This is a genomic window from Gelidibacter sediminis (assembly GCF_004364975.1).
GTDB classification, from domain to species: Bacteria; Bacteroidota; Bacteroidia; order Flavobacteriales; family Flavobacteriaceae; genus Gelidibacter; species Gelidibacter sediminis.
In genome coordinates this window covers 1-18,085 of the sequence record NZ_SOBW01000011.1, presented here as the reverse complement: position 1 = coordinate 18,085, position 18,085 = coordinate 1, and the positions used below count along the sequence as shown (strand labels likewise).

Sequence of the window (18,085 nt, the reverse complement as noted above, 5' to 3'; positions counted from 1 at the left end):
GTACGTGTTTTCTGAAACCAAATAGGACTCGTGTTTCGGATATATTTCTTTCAATTTTACTTTAACTTCCTGAAAACCCAGAAATGTTGAAAATTCCAACGGCAAGGTCTATCCAGATTAATAAGAGCAGCAAAAAAATTACGGCTATAAGAACAATTCTTTTTTTAAAGGACTTTATATAACGTATAACCAACTCCACTACTAGTCCCGTACCAAATAGTAATACGCCCATCATTATAAAATCGTTCAGCTTCCAATTGAAGCCATCACCATCAATACCTGTTCCTATGGTTGCTTGTAACAACAAGGGAATCAACAAGAGTAGTGCTGCGCCAATTAAAATATTGAAGAGACGTTTGTTTGATTTATAAAACATAAATAGTCCTGATGTAAGTTATAAAGTTAATGAAAATTGGAGGACATAAGTACATTTCTACTAATCGCTTTCTAAAATTATAGTATAATCTTTAAGCATCTCTGTTAGTTTTTCAGGGTGTTCCACAGCTAAAATGTAGTGTTTCGCGCTGTCATTTTCCAAGTTATAAAACTGATAAACACTATTGTTATCCCATTTAGTGTGCTTGTTCGTCCTTTAAAATTTTTTGAACACTACTCCAAAAACTTACCAAGGAACCTGAAGAACGATCTGATATTTCTGAAAGTAAAATAAGATTGTCAATATATTGTCTTAAATTTTTCTCTTTGGGACGAAAATAAGCCATGTTCCATTCTGGAAAAAATCGATCATCCACCTCATTTTCCCATAGCAAAGTGACGTCATTATGGCGATCATCGGCTTTAATATTTTCATAGATGTCTAAAACGTCCTTTTTTTGGCCTTCCAGCACTTGTACAAAGCTTCCTTTATGATAAATCAGGCAACCTGTGATGTTTCTTGCTGAATTAACCGCAACTGCTGTTTCTAGTATTTGATCTAAATCTTTAAGTTGGAGTCCTAGTTTTGCATTTGAACGGTAATTTAATTGGTACATATAATCGTTTTTTTTATAGAGTGCTAACGCATATATATACGATAATCACCTTTTTTGTGGGTCTAAAGTAAGAAAAACATACGAAAACCAATTGTCGAGCGCTTTAACTATGGTGGCATAAGGCAAATTATAGTTGTTAAGTTGATGTCATCAAGTGTTTTTAGTTTATGGCCCTCGTGAATGATACTTGATTTATTCTATTTTTACGGCAATTGTGAATTCAATGTCCTTATCCACCATAGTTTTATCCATCACACTTCCTTCATAAGCCACGTTCCATTGAAACCGATCTAATGTAAATTTTGCGCTTAAGAAATTCTCTGGATATTTGGCAGCAAAACCAATGTTTTTAGTGATAGCCTTTAAGGTCAGGTTTCCTGAAATTTTTAAACTATCATTAGATAACTTCATTACGTTTGTAATTTGAAATGTAGACGTTGGGTGATTATCAACATTAAAAAAAATCTGGACTTTTGAGATAGGAATTCAACTTATTTCTAGGCACATGTTCATGTTCAGGGATATCAGTAACTTCAATACTCGACATATTGGCCACATAAGTTCCATTTACTAACTCGTTGTCCCTAAGAATCACATAACCATATTTTAATTTGACCTTCATGCTTTCCGGTGCCACGCATTTTAGTGCCTTTCCAATGTATGCTGGATTTTGGAGGTCGAAATAAAGAGTGTCTCCTTTTACAGGTGCTGTAGGCTGGGGATTGGCAGGTGTAATGTTTGCTTTTTGGGCATTGGAATTGTGTTTTTCTATGCAGGAGGATGTTATGATAAAGCAGGTAAGACTAATTAGAACCTTATTCATAGTCTGGAATGTTTAGTCCTAAAACAATATCCCGTTTTACGGTCAGGAGATCATTTTTAAGTATTGGTTTTACAATGCCTGAACCGCCACGATACTCTAGTCTATTTCTTTGATCTTTAGTTAATAAGGAGTCATCGTCAAAAACTATACTATCAATATAATAAGCATTTGTATTGGGTTCTTTTACAGTAATGTGGATGTGTTCCGGGTCCAATCTATTTGGATACGCCGCCGGTCTGAACGTATAAAACGTATATGTTCCCGTAGCATCGGTTTGGATCCATCCACGATTGTAACCATGTCTTTTAGCCCAACCCTTTTCATTGCCTTTGGTACTATAAATCCCATTCCGATCAGTTTGGTAAATGTATAAAATAACATCTTTGGCCGGTGTTTTTCCATCCTTTTCAAACACAGTCCCGGTCAACTTTAATTTAGGTTTGGTGGACGCATAATCTGGAAGTGTGTCAATGGGTGACAGCTTTTTATCACCATATTCCAAAAGCGCTTCACAACCCTGACAAGGGCCACCCACAATCTGAGGAGCGGGCGCTTGCTTGGTTTGAGATTGGCAAGAGTTCAGGCTTGTCAGAACTATGAAAATATAAAGTGTTAATTTCATGGTGTTTGGATTGTGGTTCACTGTCCTACTTTAGTGCCGCGATACTACTCAGGTTTTAACTCCGTATTCCGTAAAGGAATCTGTCACTAAATAAAACAGAAAATTTTTCGATAAGTATCCATACTTTGCAATTGCTGTAAAAATGATGGCCCCCTTAATTTCTTTTTTAAGAGGCCATGCCATTAGCGATGAAATACTTATAGTTTTAAACAAGTTACAATTTTTATAGCAAATGACTGATGTGATATTTTAATAATGGTAGAGATTTTAGTGCGAATTGCTATCCACTCCTGGACTAATCAGAAGCTTTTTAAGGAGTGATCAGTCGCTACTAATTCAAAAAAATCTCTTTTGCCTATTTTGATTTTTGTCTCACTTTTTAGCTTGATGGTATTTAAGGGTTGGGTCTCTTTCTGATCATTGATCTGTACGGCGCCATTCTCAATTAGTCTTCTGATGTCTGATTTGCTTGAGTCTGCTTTTAATTGGGAACATAGATCCACAATTTTTATCTCTCCATCTTCAGTCTTAATAGTGTTCAAATTTACGGGCTCAAATACCTTTTTTTCAAAACGTTTGTTCTGGAATTGGGCGCTAAAAAAAGCTTCAGCAGCTATAGCAGCGCTCTCATTATGATATTGCTTAATGATGTTTTTGGCAATGGTTTTTTTAATGTTCATAGGATTTTCACCTTCGGTCAATCGTGACTTAAGGGCCGCTTTTTCGGCAATCGAAAAATCAGTGGTTAACTGCAAAAATTCTTCAATTAAGCTATCCGGAATAGACATGGTCTTTCCAAACATGTCATTGGGCGCATCTGTTAACCCTATAGTATTGTGAAGCGACTTACTCATTTTTTCTTTGCCGTCCAATCCTTTTAATAAAGGCATGCACATCACCGTTTGGGGCTGCATCTTGAAAGACTCTTGTAATTGTCTGCCCATTGTACAGTTGAAAAGTTGGTCTGTACCACCCATTTCAATATCGGCCTCAATTTTTACAGAATCGTAGCCTTGCAAAATGGGGTACACCAGTTCGTGCATCGCAATGGGTAGGTTTTCTGTAAATCGTTTATTGAAATCATTTCTGTGCATCAATTGGGCAACGGTTACTTTTGATAACATTTGAATGGCCTCAGAGAAATAAAGTCGATCTAGCCATTCAGAATTGAACACAATTTCAGCCTGATCAACATTTATTATTTTTGATAGTTGGTTAAGGTAAGTTTCTGCATTGTGCTGTACGTCTTTGGCCGATAACGGTTTTCTACTTTGGTTTTTACCTGTTGGATCACCAATTTGCGCTGTAAAACTTCCAACCAAAATGACAATGTGGTGACCTAAGTCTTGAAATTGTTTGAGTTTTTTCAATACTACAGCATGTCCCAAATGCAGGTCTGGTGCTGTAGGATCAAAACCTAGTTTGATAATGAGTTTTCGTTTCTCCTTTTTTGCTTGGTTTATCTTTGTTTCCAACCCGTTTTCAGGTAGAATGATCTCTACATTTTGTTTTAATTTCTTAAGTGTTACCATTTTTTTTAAATAAAAAAAGCCAGAGCATAGGCTCGGGCTTTTTGGTTATGATATCATATTTTATAGTTGTCAGGTATTTACTGAGGTCCATACATAGCCATTCCGAGCAATTATTATGAGCTCATAATAAGTGCTGAAAAAAGGAAGGCGTAATATGTTATTTAATCTTTTCATTGCAGATGCAAAATTAATGCTTAATGTCTTGTTATGCAAATTGATTTTCAGCATTGTCTGGAATTGCTCGATGTCGTAAATTTTAAAGTCGGGCCTAGTTACTAAACCGTCAAAATATTAGCCCATCTTAATAAATAAAGTAAAGCTACTGTAATAGCACCACTAATTAAAAGTGCGCCATGCCAATAATAAGTTCGAGTACCCCATTGTTTCCACATTCTTTTACCATACTCTTTCTCGCCATAATTATAGGTGAGCTTCCAATATATAAATGTGATGACAACAAAAAGAGAAAGTGCTATGATCCAAAGTTTTACCATGTGATATCCTTTAAATTATGATGCTTACCAGCAAAATAGAGGTTAAAATTGCAGTCGAAATCAGGTGTTAGACTTCTAATATAGGTAATGATTTTTTACTGAGTAGTCAATATCTAAAAGTTTTTGTTTTTTAAGACTTTAATATTATAGTATGGACTATTATCTCCGCTAACAAATGGGTTGAATCTCAATTAAGCTTCTTAATTAACTTGATACTAAAAAAAAAACCTCGGCTTTATTTGTCAGGAGAGATTATTAATTATTCAATGGTATTTGTAACCACATTAACCCTGAATATTTTTTCGAGCTTCTCACCGTTTTCCGGTTTATCGACTTCAAAACTGTATAATTTAAACTGGTAGGTATGCACATTAATCTTAGTCAATTCAGTGTGGTTTTGACGCTTGTTATTTTTAAGTGTTATTAACAAATCAGCTATTTCGGGGTTAGAATTTGAGATTTCTACGGCGTTCTTAATTCGTTTAATCTCTGAAAGTAAATCCGTTTCAAATGTTTTCTTGGAATCCGAATAGCCATTAGAATCCAAGTAGTTCCAAACCTTTTCGTTATGCATCTGAATATCATCAATAAGTTCTTCTGAAAATGCATCACCAGCGATACCTTTTATTTTAAACGGCCAATTTTTTTCAATGATTTTCTCTGCATTTTGGTTGATGAAATTACCAATACTGAAAACAGTCCAGATTTCTAAAGTATCTGATGTTTTTTCTACTTGACCAAGAGACAAATTGGAAATTAGAATAACTACTATAGTAAAGAGATATTTCATGAAGTTTAATTCTGGTTTTTAGTTGACCGTTCAAATTTTATTTTTCTAATACCTTGTTCCGTGTTCCATTGAGAGACTTCTTTAAAGCCGAAGCTCTGGTACAAAATGGTGGCAGGAATGTTTTTTAATCCAGTTTCGACCACAAAACAATTAGCATCAAATGTGTTGCATATAAATTTTAGTAAGTTTTTCGCGATTCCTAAATAATATATTGATGGTGGGGTTATATCTTATATGAATTAATAAGACAATACTCAAATAGCAACAAGCGCTTTAAAGGAAAAATCTTAATGAAGCTTTAGCCCATAAATAGCTGTAGTCTCTATTGTTTATTAATTATTTCATTTTTTGAAAATTAGTAGTACTTAATTGTAGGTTTTTCATGGCTCCTTTAAACCCATTTTCACGATCGCCAACCTTCTCTAATGGGAAGGTTAATGTTTGTTGAAAGTTGAAGCCGTTAGGTAGTCCCTCTGTTTTTTTGTAGGCCGTTAATTGCTCTTTTTCACTGCCATCTACATAGAGTGTCACACTTTTATAATCGCCTACAATACGAACGTTTTGCCAGCTTTTTTCCTGTGGAATAAAATTAAATGTATAGGTGTAGCCATCGCGTGAAAATCCTAATTTACCGGTACCATCTGTGTTTAAAGTAATAATTCCGTAGTTACTTTGGAAAAGGAGAGCATTTTGTTTATTTCCTTTTTTCGGATTAACATCAAAAGAGACATCATAAGTGTATCCTAAATTGGTACCACCTAGATTAACTTCTTTCTTACCATCAAATCGGACCGGTTTTTGACCAATTTTTGAAGCAATGTCATCCAATTCTTGGTTAGTGAAATTACCAGTTAAATTTGTTTTAGGGCCGTCAGAATCAGCGTTGGCCAATTGTTTGTACGCCTCATAACTTTTGCTAGGTGCTCCTTTCCAGTTTTTTGTGCCCAATACTTTTAAAGCAGGCATGGTACGGTAATGCACATCCAATTGAGAAATTCCATTGCCAGAAACATCATTCCACACCGCAAAAGTTGACCCTAAAAGCCCTGGTTGGAAGTCTGGTAATGTTAAAGAGGTGTTTACTTTTTCTGGTCTGTAATTGGTGTAAAGCCATTCAATATCTAAGAAATCTCTGTAGTATCCTGCGGCAGGTACAATGTACAACCAACTGTCTGGAGTAGAAATGATTTTAAAATCATCGTCAAGCATTTTTTCCGCATTCACCCAATCTTTACTCCAAGCGTTCATGATGGCATTGCCAACAGGTTTAACATGTGTTAATGGCGTATCCTTTAACCATTCCAATCCACCCCAAAGACGTGGCGTTTTACCTGAATTGGCGATGTATTTTAAATAGTGATTGGTAAATTCACGAAAGCGCTTTGCTTGGGCGTTATCCACATCTCGCCCTTTCCCTTCTTTGATATACTCATCGGTACCAATATGAACGTCAGGACCGATAAAAACAGGGTTGTCACCCTTAATATATTCATCAAAAAGCTTGTCGAAGAAATTGTAGATCATAGGCAACTTTTCATCATTTAGGATGTCTAAATGATCATCAGCATAAGGCGCTGAAGCTTTCAATTCAGGATTATAGCGAGTAAATGCCAAAGAGTGCGCAGGAATGTCTATTTCAGGAATGACATTTACGCCATATTGCATTCCTAAGCATTGTAAATCGCGGAATTCCTCTTTTGTATAATGACCGTCTTCAGCCGCTAAGCCAGGGTAGGTGTCGCTCTCTAATCTAAATGCAGCATAGGTTTTTGACCAATCATTATCATAGTAGGTTTTAAAAGCATTATCATTTAAATGGACGTGAAATTCGTTCAATTTATAATAGGACAGTATTTTTACATAATTTCTTAAATAATCTATGGAGAAAAACTTTCTACCCACATCCAACATAAAGCCACGATTGGGATAATCAGGATAGTCTGTGATGAATCCGGAGGGGATTTCGTTTTTATGGTTTTTTCTAAGCTGCAAAAGCGTCCGTGTGGCCCAAAGGACCCCAATTTTGGATGCGCCTTCAATAGTTATTCCATTGTTGGTATCAATGTCGAGTGTATAAGCTTCCTTATTTTTTGAGACCCCGTTATTATAGGATAACAAAATTTCGTTTGATGCTGTTGCGTGGCGTGCTGAGGTGGTTGAAATATGAGCTTCAATTTGAAACATGTTAAACATCTCCTCCTTTAATTGGGTAGCAATGTTTACTAGGCTATCATTCGTTTCAGTATTGATTTTTATTTTAACGATTTTAGGGAGTTTATAGTTTTTATTTTTAAATTCAAATTGTTGTACTTCAGGAATCACTTGTAACAACGTTGCTTGTGAAAACAGTTGAGGTGTGATTGAAAGAATGACTATCCAAAAACAATTGGCTTTTAAAATGGTAATAAGTCTTTTCATAGTTGAGGGGAGGTGGTTGGAATTGAAATAAGAGATATTTCATTTGTTTAACTAAATACGTACTTCTATTAATAGCCCGATCAAGGGCATTCATTTATTAAGCTCTTTTATAATATAAATAGGGGGCTATTAGGAATTTTTAGAATTGGTTAAGTTTAGATACAGATAAATATGGGGTTTATATGATATCGAGTGTAAAATTGCATATACAAATTAACTATTTTTTATTATATTTTTTATGCTCTATGTTTTTCTTTTGCAAAATTGCGTAAAATTTTCTGGGAGAGATTTTTAGGTCTTTGGTAATGTCGCTCACTTTCTTAGTTCCTTTTTTATAAAGTTTTAAATTCGCACGAACTTTTTTATCAAAGAAGTGTTTTTCCAGTTTTTCAACGATTTGCAATTCTGTCAAATTTGAATTGCTCGCGTATTTTTCAATTTCGGTTTTGATGTTTTTTAGATTACTCATAAATGCCATTCTTAAGTTCTATAATCATAATTGCAGATATTTATTAAAGCGATATGTCGTATGTCTGCTCATCCCTTAATATCAAGTCTCATATATCGAAGATAATAAAAAAGGAACAAATTCCATAAGGAATTTTAATGCTGGGAATTTCAATCTCAGACTCAATTAGCATTTATTAAATAGAATGCATGCTTAAAAATTAAAAAGAGCCTTTGCATTTTTAAAACAAAGACTCTTTTTCTTATTGATGACAATTAAATATTTTCGACCCTTAAAATTTCTAGTTTTCTTTCTCCATCCCTAAAAGGCCAATGAATAATATCACCTACTTGTCTTCCTATTGTGGCAACGGCTACATCGCATAAAATTGATAATTTACCTTTTTTATTGTTCACCTTAGTAGTTGAGACAAACATGTATTCTTTTTCTTTGTTCTCAGTGTGATCTTTAATTTTTACACGGCGGTTTACAGTTACCACATCATCGGGTAAGTCTCGCCTAAGTACTTGGTTGGCGGTTTTTAACTCTTGAAGTAATAGTTCTTCTTCCTGTTTGGTTACTTTGTTTCTTCGTACATGATCCTTAATCATATCGTATATTCCAGTTGTTAAAATTACATTTTTTGACATAATATCTTTTGTTTGTTTTTCTTTCTTTATACTATGTAGTACTGACTCAACATTCATAATAGTGCACGAAATATTGAGCTCCAGATTTTGAATGCGAATAATAGTGATAAAAAAATAGATTAAATTTTAAGAATAATAAAGAATGGCCCTGTTTTGAGTCGAAACAGGGGTTAATCAATAAACTCTTTCGAATTTTTCAAAAAAATATCGTCATGTAAGTATAATAAAGACAGCGCAAATCCTAATGGATTTTTTATGGTGTTTGGAAAGTAAGTTGCTGTCATATGTGTTAAAAATTAACGAGTTACAAAGTTAACCATTATATTTCATATTAACAATGGTAAAAGCATTAAGGTGCCTTAAAAACGAGTGTTGTATGAATTATTCCAAACGGTCATGTTTTTATATTTACAACATATTATTAATTACTAGAAACATGTACATAGACGCCTGCCCATCAGGATACTAATATGTGCACGAATTTCTAAAAAAATATGGGTATAGAATCCTGATAGGTACTGATAGTAGGGTTTTTAAGCCCTAATTTACGACTTGATTTGACTCATTGAAACTCCCGCAGTTCATTTTTTCAAAAAATTAAATTCAAGAACATTACATAATGTGCTCATTCGGAAAACCGGACATGCCAAAAAATCGGTCGTTAAGGTGTAAAACAATAGGTGGTTAACGCAACGTAAAATTTTGAAGCGTGTGGTATGGTCATCATAAATACGATTGCTTATTTGCTGATGGGGTGTGGATGGCTCAATCTTTATTACTATAGATATTGAATGCATAGAAACGTCGCAATCACTTTGTCGTGCCTTGTCCCAGCGTTCTAGTATCTATATCTTGCCCTTTAAATTTCGAAAACAGTGCGTAAGGCGAGTCAATTAATTTTTAAAATTCTCATCCTTGATGACAATTTGATAAATGACATAAAATCCTATTACAGCTGCAATGACAAAGAGAATGATGGCCAGTGCAGGATAACCAGCGATGGTGAACGATGTTTTTATCCGTATCAACATTGCTGCTCCTATAATCATGGCGGCAATGATGATACCAAGCGTAATACGGTTGGCTACCTTTTGAAAGGCATCCGTAAAGCGGGTCTCATCTATGGTCTTTACCTTAAATTCCATCTGATTGTTTGCCAAATTTTCCATAATGGTATTGAGGCGTTCGGGCATTTTTTCTGCCAGTTTTTTGGTTTCTAGGGCGAGGTTCAACAGACTGGCGGGTTTCAGTTCATCTAGCATTTTTGCCTGCATGATTTCCTGCATATAATCCCTGATGGTATCATTAATTTTATAATTTGGTGATAGTACCGCAACAATTTGATCAAGATTGAGCAAAATTTTGGCCAACATGTTGAGCGTTACAGGTAGGGTTATATCATTTTGCGCTGCCGTTCGGTTCATTTGAATGATGAGTCGCCCGGTACGCATGGAGCCAGCGCTATGGTTCTGATTTTCTAGGATCATGCGGCTGATTTCTTTTTTAAATTGTTCAATATCGGCCTTTTCAGGGTCAAAAGTGCTGATTGCCATCAAAACCGAGATGACTTGTTCGCTATCATATTCGCTCAATGCTAGCATGAGTTGCATGATACGTTCTTGCATCTGTTCCGGAAATTGGGCCACCATGCCCAAATCCATTAGTGCCAATTTGTTTTGCGGTGTAATGTGCACATTGCCCGGATGTGGATCGGCATGAGCAGTGCCATCTACAATGACCTGTTTTAGATACCCCCGAACCAAATCATCAACCAACGGATCCAAATTTTCCTCTATACGCCGAAGCGGATTGATTGCGGTCACTTTTTTGCCTTCAACATATTCCATAGTGAGCACTTTGGAGGTGCTATAATCTAAAATGGGACTGGGAACAAACAGGTTTTTATACTGTTTAAGATTTCGTTTTATGAGCAAAAGATTTTGTGCTTCTGCTTGGTAATCCAATTCTTTTAAGAGTGTAAAACGGAGCTCTTCCACCAATGCTGACACATTATATTTTCTGGCATCTTCGGAATGTTTTACGGCCCATTCCGCCATTTCTGAAAGTGTATTTAGATCTGATAGAAATTTTTCGCGAATCTGTGGCCGTTGGATTTTTATGGCCACTTTTTGACCAGAATGTAACATCCCAACATGCACTTGGCCAATGGATGCACTTGCCAAAGGTATAGGGTCAAACTCCTTAAAGGCTTTTGAAATACGTGTGCCCACTTCCTTTTCGAAGATACCTTGTACGGTTTCAAAGTCGATTGGGTCTACATCATCCTGCAATTCTTGTAGGGCCTTTAGGTGCGGCTCTGGCAATAAGTCTGGACGTGTAGAAAGCAATTGGCCAAGTTTAATATAGGCAGGCCCCATTTTCTTAAGGTCTTCTGTAAGTTCCTCTGGAGAATTCTCGAAAATGCCGGACTCATCCACATCTGCATCGCCCATAGCCATTTTGGTGGAATAATCTAAGATATCACTGTTCCAGTATTTAATAAGTAATGTAAAAAATTTGCGGTAACGATCTATGTTTTCAGGTAGTAGAGTCATTGTATGTGCGCTTTGGTGATTAAGGTTTCAAAGTAGTATTAATTGGACAGGGTTATTGCTCCTAATCGGTAATTTGTTAGCACAGATGATAGGTTTTTTGATTGCCCTGTAAGTTGCCAATGTGATCATCTGACATTATGTTTTTAAGGCATTAGGGGTTGAATTTCGATGTGGAATTATCGGCTGGATTTTTCCGCGCAAGAAATTAGTGATTTTCGTCATATTTTAAATTGCTGCTAACGGAAAAAGTAATTGCGAAGGGCGGGAATGGATTGGACAAAAAGTTCAATTTCAATCAACCGAAGCGGATGCTTTTTTCGTATTCCTAAAACACTTAAAACTGTTATATGGAAAAGCAGAAGTAACTAAATATAACTAAATTCTAAATTATCTCATAACCCCTATTTTTACATGTACGATGTTAGACGATGCTATTTTTGTAATCTGCCAAAACACTTAATTGCTCCGTATTCCCTATTTTAATTTGATGATCTCTGTCATATTGAATTTCATTTTTTAATTGAATTGTTTTAGGGATTATATTTTTAAATCTAACCGGTGGTATATTCAAGCTATTACGAGTCTCTTCATCAATAAGATAATTGGCAATGCTTCGGTGGATATAGCCCATATTCCTCTTAACAATGTCCAGTTTTAATAAACTGATGGGCCTATTCTCATTTAAAAGTGAATTGGTAAGTGTCATAGAATCTTCGTCGGGAGCGTTCTGGTACTGTGTCCAAAATTTAAAGAATCCCAAAGCCTCCTCCTTATTGTTCGGGATAATGTCCAAAGGTACGCCCAAGAGATAGGTTACATATTTCCACAAGTGGAAAATTCCTTTTTCTTCCTCTTGGGAATATTTAAAATTGAGCTTTTTTAGACCAAAAAGATAGTAAACAGTAAAGGCAATATTAGTGGCTACCATATCAGCATAATTGATGGCAATGCCATACTTCTCCCGATCCCAGTACGGCATTTTTTCCTGAATCATTAATCGGGAAGCACTATGCACCAACCTTGTGCTCAAACACGCATTGATGCGCCTATTTTGGGAGTCTGCTGCCGTTCTCGAGATATTCACCCAAAAGTTCAGAGTATTATGGAGTCGGGTAACTGCACCTTTATCCAAAGAGCCTGTTGCAACAAGAGGTTTTGTAAGGTTTGCAAAATTATATCCGCCTAACAGAGCAAAATTTCTTAAAACCAAAAGTCCTATTAAACCACTTCGTTCAGATAATTCTGAACCTACTTTTATTAGCTGTTCATCTAACCAATCTGGTTTTGTTTCTAAGTTTTTCTTAAAATCGAGATAATCTTGTGGTAGATTTTCGTCTGTGCCACTGTGTAAGGATTTCATAATGGTTTTAAAATCGTCATTTTTCATCCACTTTTTAACCAAAACATCTACTTCTTCATCATATTGATAGAAAAGATTTGAGTTATTTTGACTTGTAGGCACATCTTTTCCCGCCCATTCTATGAAATTTCTCCCATTGCCATCTTTCCAAAAATTTACATATGTATTATTTAACTTCATTGTCATACGGTTTTTCTATACTATCGTTTAACGTTTATACACGGCTTAAATTTGATTTTTAAAATTACTTAAATAAAGTATAATAGCTAACACTGCCATTGAACCAAAAGCGATATAAAATGCGTAAGTCAAATCAAATTGACTAATTATCAATGCAATAATCAATGGGGAAACAAACTGACCGAAAAACATCATAGATTACATGGTGCCTACTATTTTTCCTCTATTTGAAACAGGAATAAGTTCCATGAGCCATACATTGCCGTTTGGAGGCAATAGTCCAATTCCAAGACCCGAAATGGCTAATCCGAAGATTATGCCTAAATAACTTTCATTAAATGCTATTATAAAATAACCAATGGCCATTATCAAGAAGGCAAGACTAAAAAGTGATTTGAATGGAATTCGCTTTTTTATTCGGCCATAATTTAATGATGCCACGGTAGCCGTCATTGTGGAAATGGCAATTGCGAAACCAACAAGCGTGTTGCTCACATTCGTTTTTTGTTGCAATAAAAATGGTATTTGGGTTGGAAGCATATAAAAAAATACCATTTTGATAAACCCAAGCATATAGATTAAAGCGATTAAGCGGTTATGACCAGGAACATCTTTATTGGACTTTTCTTTGACGTTTGCCTTGCCAGGCTCGTATAAAATGGCAATGGCAAGAGGAAGTATTAGAAATGCCACCAAGTAGAGTCCAAACGGAAATCTCCAATTCATATCGACCAATAGACCGCCGCCAATTAAAAATATTACCTCACCTATGGACATAAAAGCAGATTGAGTCCCCACAAATGAACTGCGTTCTGAGCCATCAAAAAAATCTCCTATCAGCGTGGTGGCACTACTGATTATTGCGGCGACACCAATTTCTAAAATCGGACAACTAATTAATAATGTAGCGATATCGTTTATGAAATAACCACAAAACCCTCCAATTCCATATATAATTAAAAGAAATTATAAATATTTTTTTCCTACCTATTTTATCAAGCCATAGCTTATGTACGCTGTCACTAGCAGTGCTTTTTCCAGTTTTCATAAGTCATTTCAAATTTTATTTCGCCTTTTCCGTGAGTGCAGATTTTTGTCCATCCAGCTTTTTGGTAAAACTTTTCAGCCCTTGTTTTGGGTGAGGTTCCTAACCAAATATTTGTTTGTCTTTGTTCAAAATACCAGTCAAGCATTATATCGTGAAGTTTTCTTCCAATACCTTGCTTTTCAAATTCAGGTCTTAAAAATAGTGCCCAAAAGTTTTTATCCGTTAAATCTACAATTGAAAATCCAATGATTTCGTTATCGATTTCGCAAATCCATCCTTTTCCGCGTTTGGTGATAAATTCCACACAATCCTCATCTGTTACTAAATTCGGGTTTGACAATGTATTTTCCGTTACCGAATTTCTTACCAACTGTATTTGTTTTATATCATCTAATTCCGCTGGTCTAATTGTCATTTTTCCTGAATTTCAATTGAAATGTTAGCTTTTACTGTATTGCTGCCAAAGCTGTTGTACAAAATTAGTTGCAAACACAGAACGACCTTTGATTAAAGACTAAATCGCAATTATTTATTATACGGTGTTAGCGGTTCGTTGTGTTTTGTTTGATGTCTTTTAACGTAATTTGACATTAAAATTATCTTATTTTTTTACTCAATTTTTCCATTTTTTTAGATAATTCAAGCAAATCTGTGAGCAACATATGTACAGCATCCTCACTCAAAACGCCTCGTTTAAGGTCTTGTGGGACTTCTTGCCTTTTGTCTGCCATTACATCTATCATATATTGAGATTCATAATATGCTTTTAATATGTTTAAATTTTTCAAAGAATCTTCAAGTTCATTCATTACATTATCAGATTTTTCAACTACTATAGTGAGTTCGTCTAATATGTTTTCCATTTTAGTAATACGGTCTATTATATTATTCATAGGTAGATGTTTTTTTATTTTTATTTCACAAATCTGTAATTTTAGATTTGTTAAGTTATAGAATGCGCAAGTTTTATTGGTAATGACCGCTAACGGTTTCGTGTATGAGCAGTGGCGTGGTTCGTCACGGACAATTGCAAACAGGTACTCACCATTGGAAAATCCGCAGGATTCTCTAAGTGAGCAAGGACAAGCCATTGCTTGTACAAATTGTTATATAGCGTTTTTTTATTTCAAAAATGGAATTGCAGGCAAATATATGTTTTTCAGTCCTTTTTGACTTTTTTTAATGTTCAAAATAATAGAAATTATATTATATAAGTACATAAATAATATCACCAATCCGATTGTCGAGATATCAGTAATAAATAAAGGAAATGAATTTAATAAATTAAAATTAATTGGTATAATTGACCCTTTAGATGCTATAATTAAAACAACAAATAGAATTAAAGTCCAAGTAATTTGAAAGCTGATTAATTTTCTACCAGTGTCATCAACAAGTTTTATCCTTTCCCTTTTTAAAATCCACATTACAAGAGGAATTATTATTCCTAATAGAGGCTGAATTAGAATGCTGATAGCGCTTAGGTTTAACAGAGTTAAATATCCGTAGTCTTCAATATCTGTCCATTCCAAAAGGTCATCTGGTGTTACCCCAAGAGCTTGAGTTAATTTTATCAGTGTATCTCCTCGAGGAATTGACTCTCCTTTTTCAATTCGTTGAATTGTTCTGAGACTTAATTTTGATTCTTCCGCCAGTTGTTCTTGAGAAAAGCCTTTTCGGTTTCGTAAAATCTTTAATTTTGATTGCTAAGTTTTGATTTTTCATTTTGTTATGTTTTAATGATTACTCAGCAAAGATATTTTCAACTTGTTCTATTGATTGCGTGATTTCTATGTCAATCTTATGACATATTCGCCAACGTTCGGCTAAAATGACATATAACGTGTTTGTTTATGAGCAGTGGCGTGGTTCGTCACGGACAATTGCAAACACTCACGGAACATTGGAAAATCCGCAGGATTTTCCAAGTAGGCGAGGACAAGCCACTGCTTATACATATTGTTGTACACCGTTTTTTATATCATTATAATTTTTTTTATTTCGTCGATTGAATTTGTATAATCCGATCGCTTCATTCCTTGTCCTATGTGAATGGGACTTGTGTTCAATCGGTTTGTCAAATCTTTTATTGGCATATTTTCTAAATTCCCAAATTCGTATTTCCACCAATCGAGAGATTCCAAATTATGATTTTGAAACGCCGTTGTACTTCTGTCATTATTAGTAGGTAGAAAATCCAATCCGCCAATAATTGAGTTGAGACTCTCAAAATCCGTTACAACCCCGTCATAAATAAGTTGTCCAAAAAGTGCATCTTTAAAAATTTGTTCAATATTGTTCAAGTTAGAAGATTTTATATCAGTTAGAACTATGTTGTATTTGGTAAGTGCGTTAGTAATTAGCCAACATTTTTTTCTGTCAACATAAAATACGGTTGCGTTCCAGTTTCCAAGAATACCACATTCGGTATTTTGGTCAGTCGAGATAAGTTTCTTGATTAACTTTTCTAATTTTTTGGTAGTATGTACTTTAGTTCTTGTCAAATTCGGACTAACATAAATTTAATTTTTCTAAAAATAAATGTTTTTCGTTGAGATAGCAATTAACGAAATTTTCCTGTGTGGGCAATGTCTTGTCCTGAAATATGGCTACAGGTTAAAATTGATTTACGCTGATAATTTATATACCATATTTGGTGTTTTATAATCTAAAGATAAATGTAATCTTATTTCGTTGTATAAATTAATTGCATTTTTTGCAGCTCTTTTTGCGTGTGCCACGTTATCAAAGGTCTGGTCGAGATAAAATTCATCTTTTAAGATGCCGTTTACACGTTCAGCCATCGCGTTTTCGTAACAATGATTTTCTTCTGTCATGCTAATATCGATGTTATTTCTCTTTAAAATTTGAGTGTAGACGTTACTGCAATACTGTATACCTCTGTCGGAATGATGAATAAGTCCAGTAGTATCTTTAGCTTGATACAGCGCCTTGTTTAAAGCTCTTTCACAACCTTTTAGTTCCAGGCTATCACTCAGGTCGTAACCGATAATCTTCCGGGAATGCATGTCAGTAATAAGCGCCAGATAGCAAAAACCTTTCACGGTTCTGATGTAGGTGATGTCAGACACCCAAACTTGATTAGGTCTTGTTACTTCTACATCTTTAATGATGTTTTTGTACTTGTAGAACCTGTGCAACGAATTGGTTGTTCTAGAACTATATTTCTTTCTAAGAGTAAGCATATTGTGCTTTCTAAGGATATTAAATAAAGTATCTCTACCCACTTTAAGGTTTGCCTTAATAAACTCGTCATCTAATGATTTTATAAGTTTACGCACGCCTTCTCTGGGAAGGGACCTGCGTCTTTTCTGTACTATTTCAATAATCTGTTGTTCTAGCTTTAAACGCTTATCAGCTCTATTTTTATATTTATAATAGGCATCACGTTTTAGTCCAAAACAATGAGTAATAGTCGTTAAAGAAGCAAATCCCTTAGATTTTTCTTTAGCTTTAATTAAGGCTAGATATTTAGCTTTTTTTTTAGTTCGGTTACAGATTTATAACCTAACTGTTCAGCTGCTACTTCTAGATAAGAATCTAACACTAAAGCATCTAAATCCTTTTTAAGCAAGAGTTGTTTTAGCTGCTTGATTTCCTTTTGAAGCGCTTTAATACGTGTTATTTCGTCTTTAGTTTCCACTTTAATTCTAGTGTTCATAAGGTCTTTACGGTTGTACTTCCTAATCCATTCATTAATGGTGGTAGGAGCAATACCATAGAGTTTACCGAGTTGATACTTGTTTAACTTTCCGGTGGTAAGTTCGTCTAAAATTTTTAATTTAAAGGGTTCTGAATACCGTCTGATCACTTTGTCATTTTTGTACATAATGTTTAAAATTATGTAGCCTTTATTCAGGACGGGTCAAACTGTTGCACAACGTTACGTGTATGGAACGTAGCGTTTAAAAATACAATTATTTTCGGATTGGCACTTAGCCAAATCTCTGATTTGGAACCACATTATCTATATTACAGCCAAATCAAAGATTTGGCGGTCTTCGCAAACACGAACAGACCTTTCGGAAAGAACTGATTAGCTATGTTTTATACACATCTTAAGTTTGATTTTTAATAAATCAGTTAACTTTAAGTATTAATCAGAAAGAACAAAAGAGCGGAGTAAGGTTACTATACACGGTGAAGCTTTGG

20 protein-coding genes are annotated in these 18,085 nt (G+C 34.9%); all 20 read right to left on the bottom strand.

Going from position 1 to position 18,085, the window contains the following annotated elements; translation table 11 throughout:
- Positions 1-61: 61 nt before the first annotated feature.
- Positions 62-376: a hypothetical protein gene (locus BXY82_RS14805; RefSeq protein WP_133759015.1), complete on the bottom strand. Its 315-nt coding sequence runs from the start codon at positions 374-376 to the stop codon at positions 62-64.
- Positions 377-572: 196 nt separating this feature from the next.
- Positions 573-992: a BLUF domain-containing protein gene (locus BXY82_RS14800; RefSeq protein ID WP_133759014.1), complete on the bottom strand. Its 420-nt coding sequence runs from the start codon at positions 990-992 to the stop codon at positions 573-575.
- 192 nt (positions 993-1,184) lie between these two features.
- Positions 1,185-1,403: a YceI family protein gene (locus BXY82_RS14795; protein WP_243835862.1), complete on the bottom strand. Its 219-nt coding sequence runs from the start codon at positions 1,401-1,403 to the stop codon at positions 1,185-1,187.
- A 43-nt stretch (positions 1,404-1,446) separates the two neighbouring features.
- Positions 1,447-1,815 carry a hypothetical protein gene (locus BXY82_RS14790; RefSeq protein ID WP_133759012.1) on the bottom strand — a complete coding sequence of 123 codons (369 nt, stop codon included), beginning with the start codon at positions 1,813-1,815 and terminating at the stop codon, positions 1,447-1,449.
- Entirely contained in the window at positions 1,808-2,437 is a 630-nt protein-coding gene (locus BXY82_RS14785) for a dioxygenase family protein (protein WP_133759011.1), read from the bottom strand. Before BXY82_RS14785 ends, BXY82_RS14790 begins: the two co-directional genes overlap by 8 nt.
- Positions 2,438-2,736: 299 nt before the next feature.
- Positions 2,737-3,969 (bottom strand): tyrosine--tRNA ligase, encoded by a 1,233-nt coding sequence (tyrS, locus tag BXY82_RS14780; RefSeq protein WP_133759010.1) that lies wholly within the window; start codon positions 3,967-3,969, stop codon positions 2,737-2,739.
- Positions 3,970-4,244: 275 nt separating this feature from the next.
- A complete protein-coding gene (locus tag BXY82_RS14775) occupies positions 4,245-4,463 on the bottom strand; it encodes a hypothetical protein (RefSeq protein WP_133759009.1) in 219 nt (72 codons plus the stop codon).
- A gap of 259 nt (positions 4,464-4,722) precedes the next feature.
- Complete coding sequence (locus BXY82_RS14770) at positions 4,723-5,253, bottom strand: hypothetical protein (RefSeq protein WP_133759008.1); 531 nt, start codon at positions 5,251-5,253, stop codon at positions 4,723-4,725.
- 336 nt (positions 5,254-5,589) lie between these two features.
- The gene (locus BXY82_RS14760; RefSeq protein WP_133759007.1) at positions 5,590-7,671 is read right to left on the bottom strand and encodes a beta-N-acetylhexosaminidase; all 2,082 of its coding nucleotides are present in this window, start codon (positions 7,669-7,671) and stop codon (positions 5,590-5,592) included.
- Positions 7,672-7,888: 217 nt separating this feature from the next.
- Positions 7,889-8,140, bottom strand: coding sequence for a hypothetical protein (locus BXY82_RS14755; RefSeq protein WP_133759006.1), 252 nt, complete (start codon positions 8,138-8,140; stop codon positions 7,889-7,891).
- A 254-nt stretch (positions 8,141-8,394) separates the two neighbouring features.
- A complete protein-coding gene (locus BXY82_RS14750) occupies positions 8,395-8,769 on the bottom strand; it encodes a GreA/GreB family elongation factor (RefSeq protein ID WP_133759092.1) in 375 nt (124 codons plus the stop codon).
- A gap of 893 nt (positions 8,770-9,662) precedes the next feature.
- The gene (locus BXY82_RS14745; protein ID WP_133759005.1) at positions 9,663-11,324 is read right to left on the bottom strand and encodes an ABC1 kinase family protein; all 1,662 of its coding nucleotides are present in this window, start codon (positions 11,322-11,324) and stop codon (positions 9,663-9,665) included.
- Between the two features lie 421 nt (positions 11,325-11,745).
- A complete protein-coding gene (locus BXY82_RS14740; RefSeq protein ID WP_166643314.1) occupies positions 11,746-12,864 on the bottom strand; it encodes an oxygenase MpaB family protein in 1,119 nt (372 codons plus the stop codon).
- A 198-nt stretch (positions 12,865-13,062) separates the two neighbouring features.
- Complete coding sequence (locus BXY82_RS14735) at positions 13,063-13,818, bottom strand: MFS transporter (RefSeq protein WP_262711378.1); 756 nt, start codon at positions 13,816-13,818, stop codon at positions 13,063-13,065.
- A 68-nt stretch (positions 13,819-13,886) separates the two neighbouring features.
- Entirely contained in the window at positions 13,887-14,327 is a 441-nt protein-coding gene (locus BXY82_RS14730) for a GNAT family N-acetyltransferase (protein WP_133759002.1), read from the bottom strand.
- A 181-nt stretch (positions 14,328-14,508) separates the two neighbouring features.
- Positions 14,509-14,805: a DUF4298 domain-containing protein gene (locus BXY82_RS15500; RefSeq protein WP_166643313.1), complete on the bottom strand. Its 297-nt coding sequence runs from the start codon at positions 14,803-14,805 to the stop codon at positions 14,509-14,511.
- Between the two features lie 228 nt (positions 14,806-15,033).
- Positions 15,034-15,603 carry a helix-turn-helix domain-containing protein gene (locus BXY82_RS15725; RefSeq protein WP_394345935.1) on the bottom strand — a complete coding sequence of 190 codons (570 nt, stop codon included), beginning with the start codon at positions 15,601-15,603 and terminating at the stop codon, positions 15,034-15,036.
- Between the two features lie 285 nt (positions 15,604-15,888).
- Positions 15,889-16,416: a DUF6933 domain-containing protein gene (locus BXY82_RS15720; RefSeq protein WP_394345934.1), complete on the bottom strand. Its 528-nt coding sequence runs from the start codon at positions 16,414-16,416 to the stop codon at positions 15,889-15,891.
- A gap of 123 nt (positions 16,417-16,539) precedes the next feature.
- Positions 16,540-17,391 carry an IS3 family transposase gene (locus BXY82_RS14710; protein ID WP_243835867.1) on the bottom strand — a complete coding sequence of 284 codons (852 nt, stop codon included), beginning with the start codon at positions 17,389-17,391 and terminating at the stop codon, positions 16,540-16,542.
- Between the two features lie 5 nt (positions 17,392-17,396).
- Positions 17,397-17,762 carry a transposase gene (locus BXY82_RS14705; RefSeq protein ID WP_133758998.1) on the bottom strand — a complete coding sequence of 122 codons (366 nt, stop codon included), beginning with the start codon at positions 17,760-17,762 and terminating at the stop codon, positions 17,397-17,399.
- Positions 17,763-18,085: the final 323 nt, after the last annotated feature.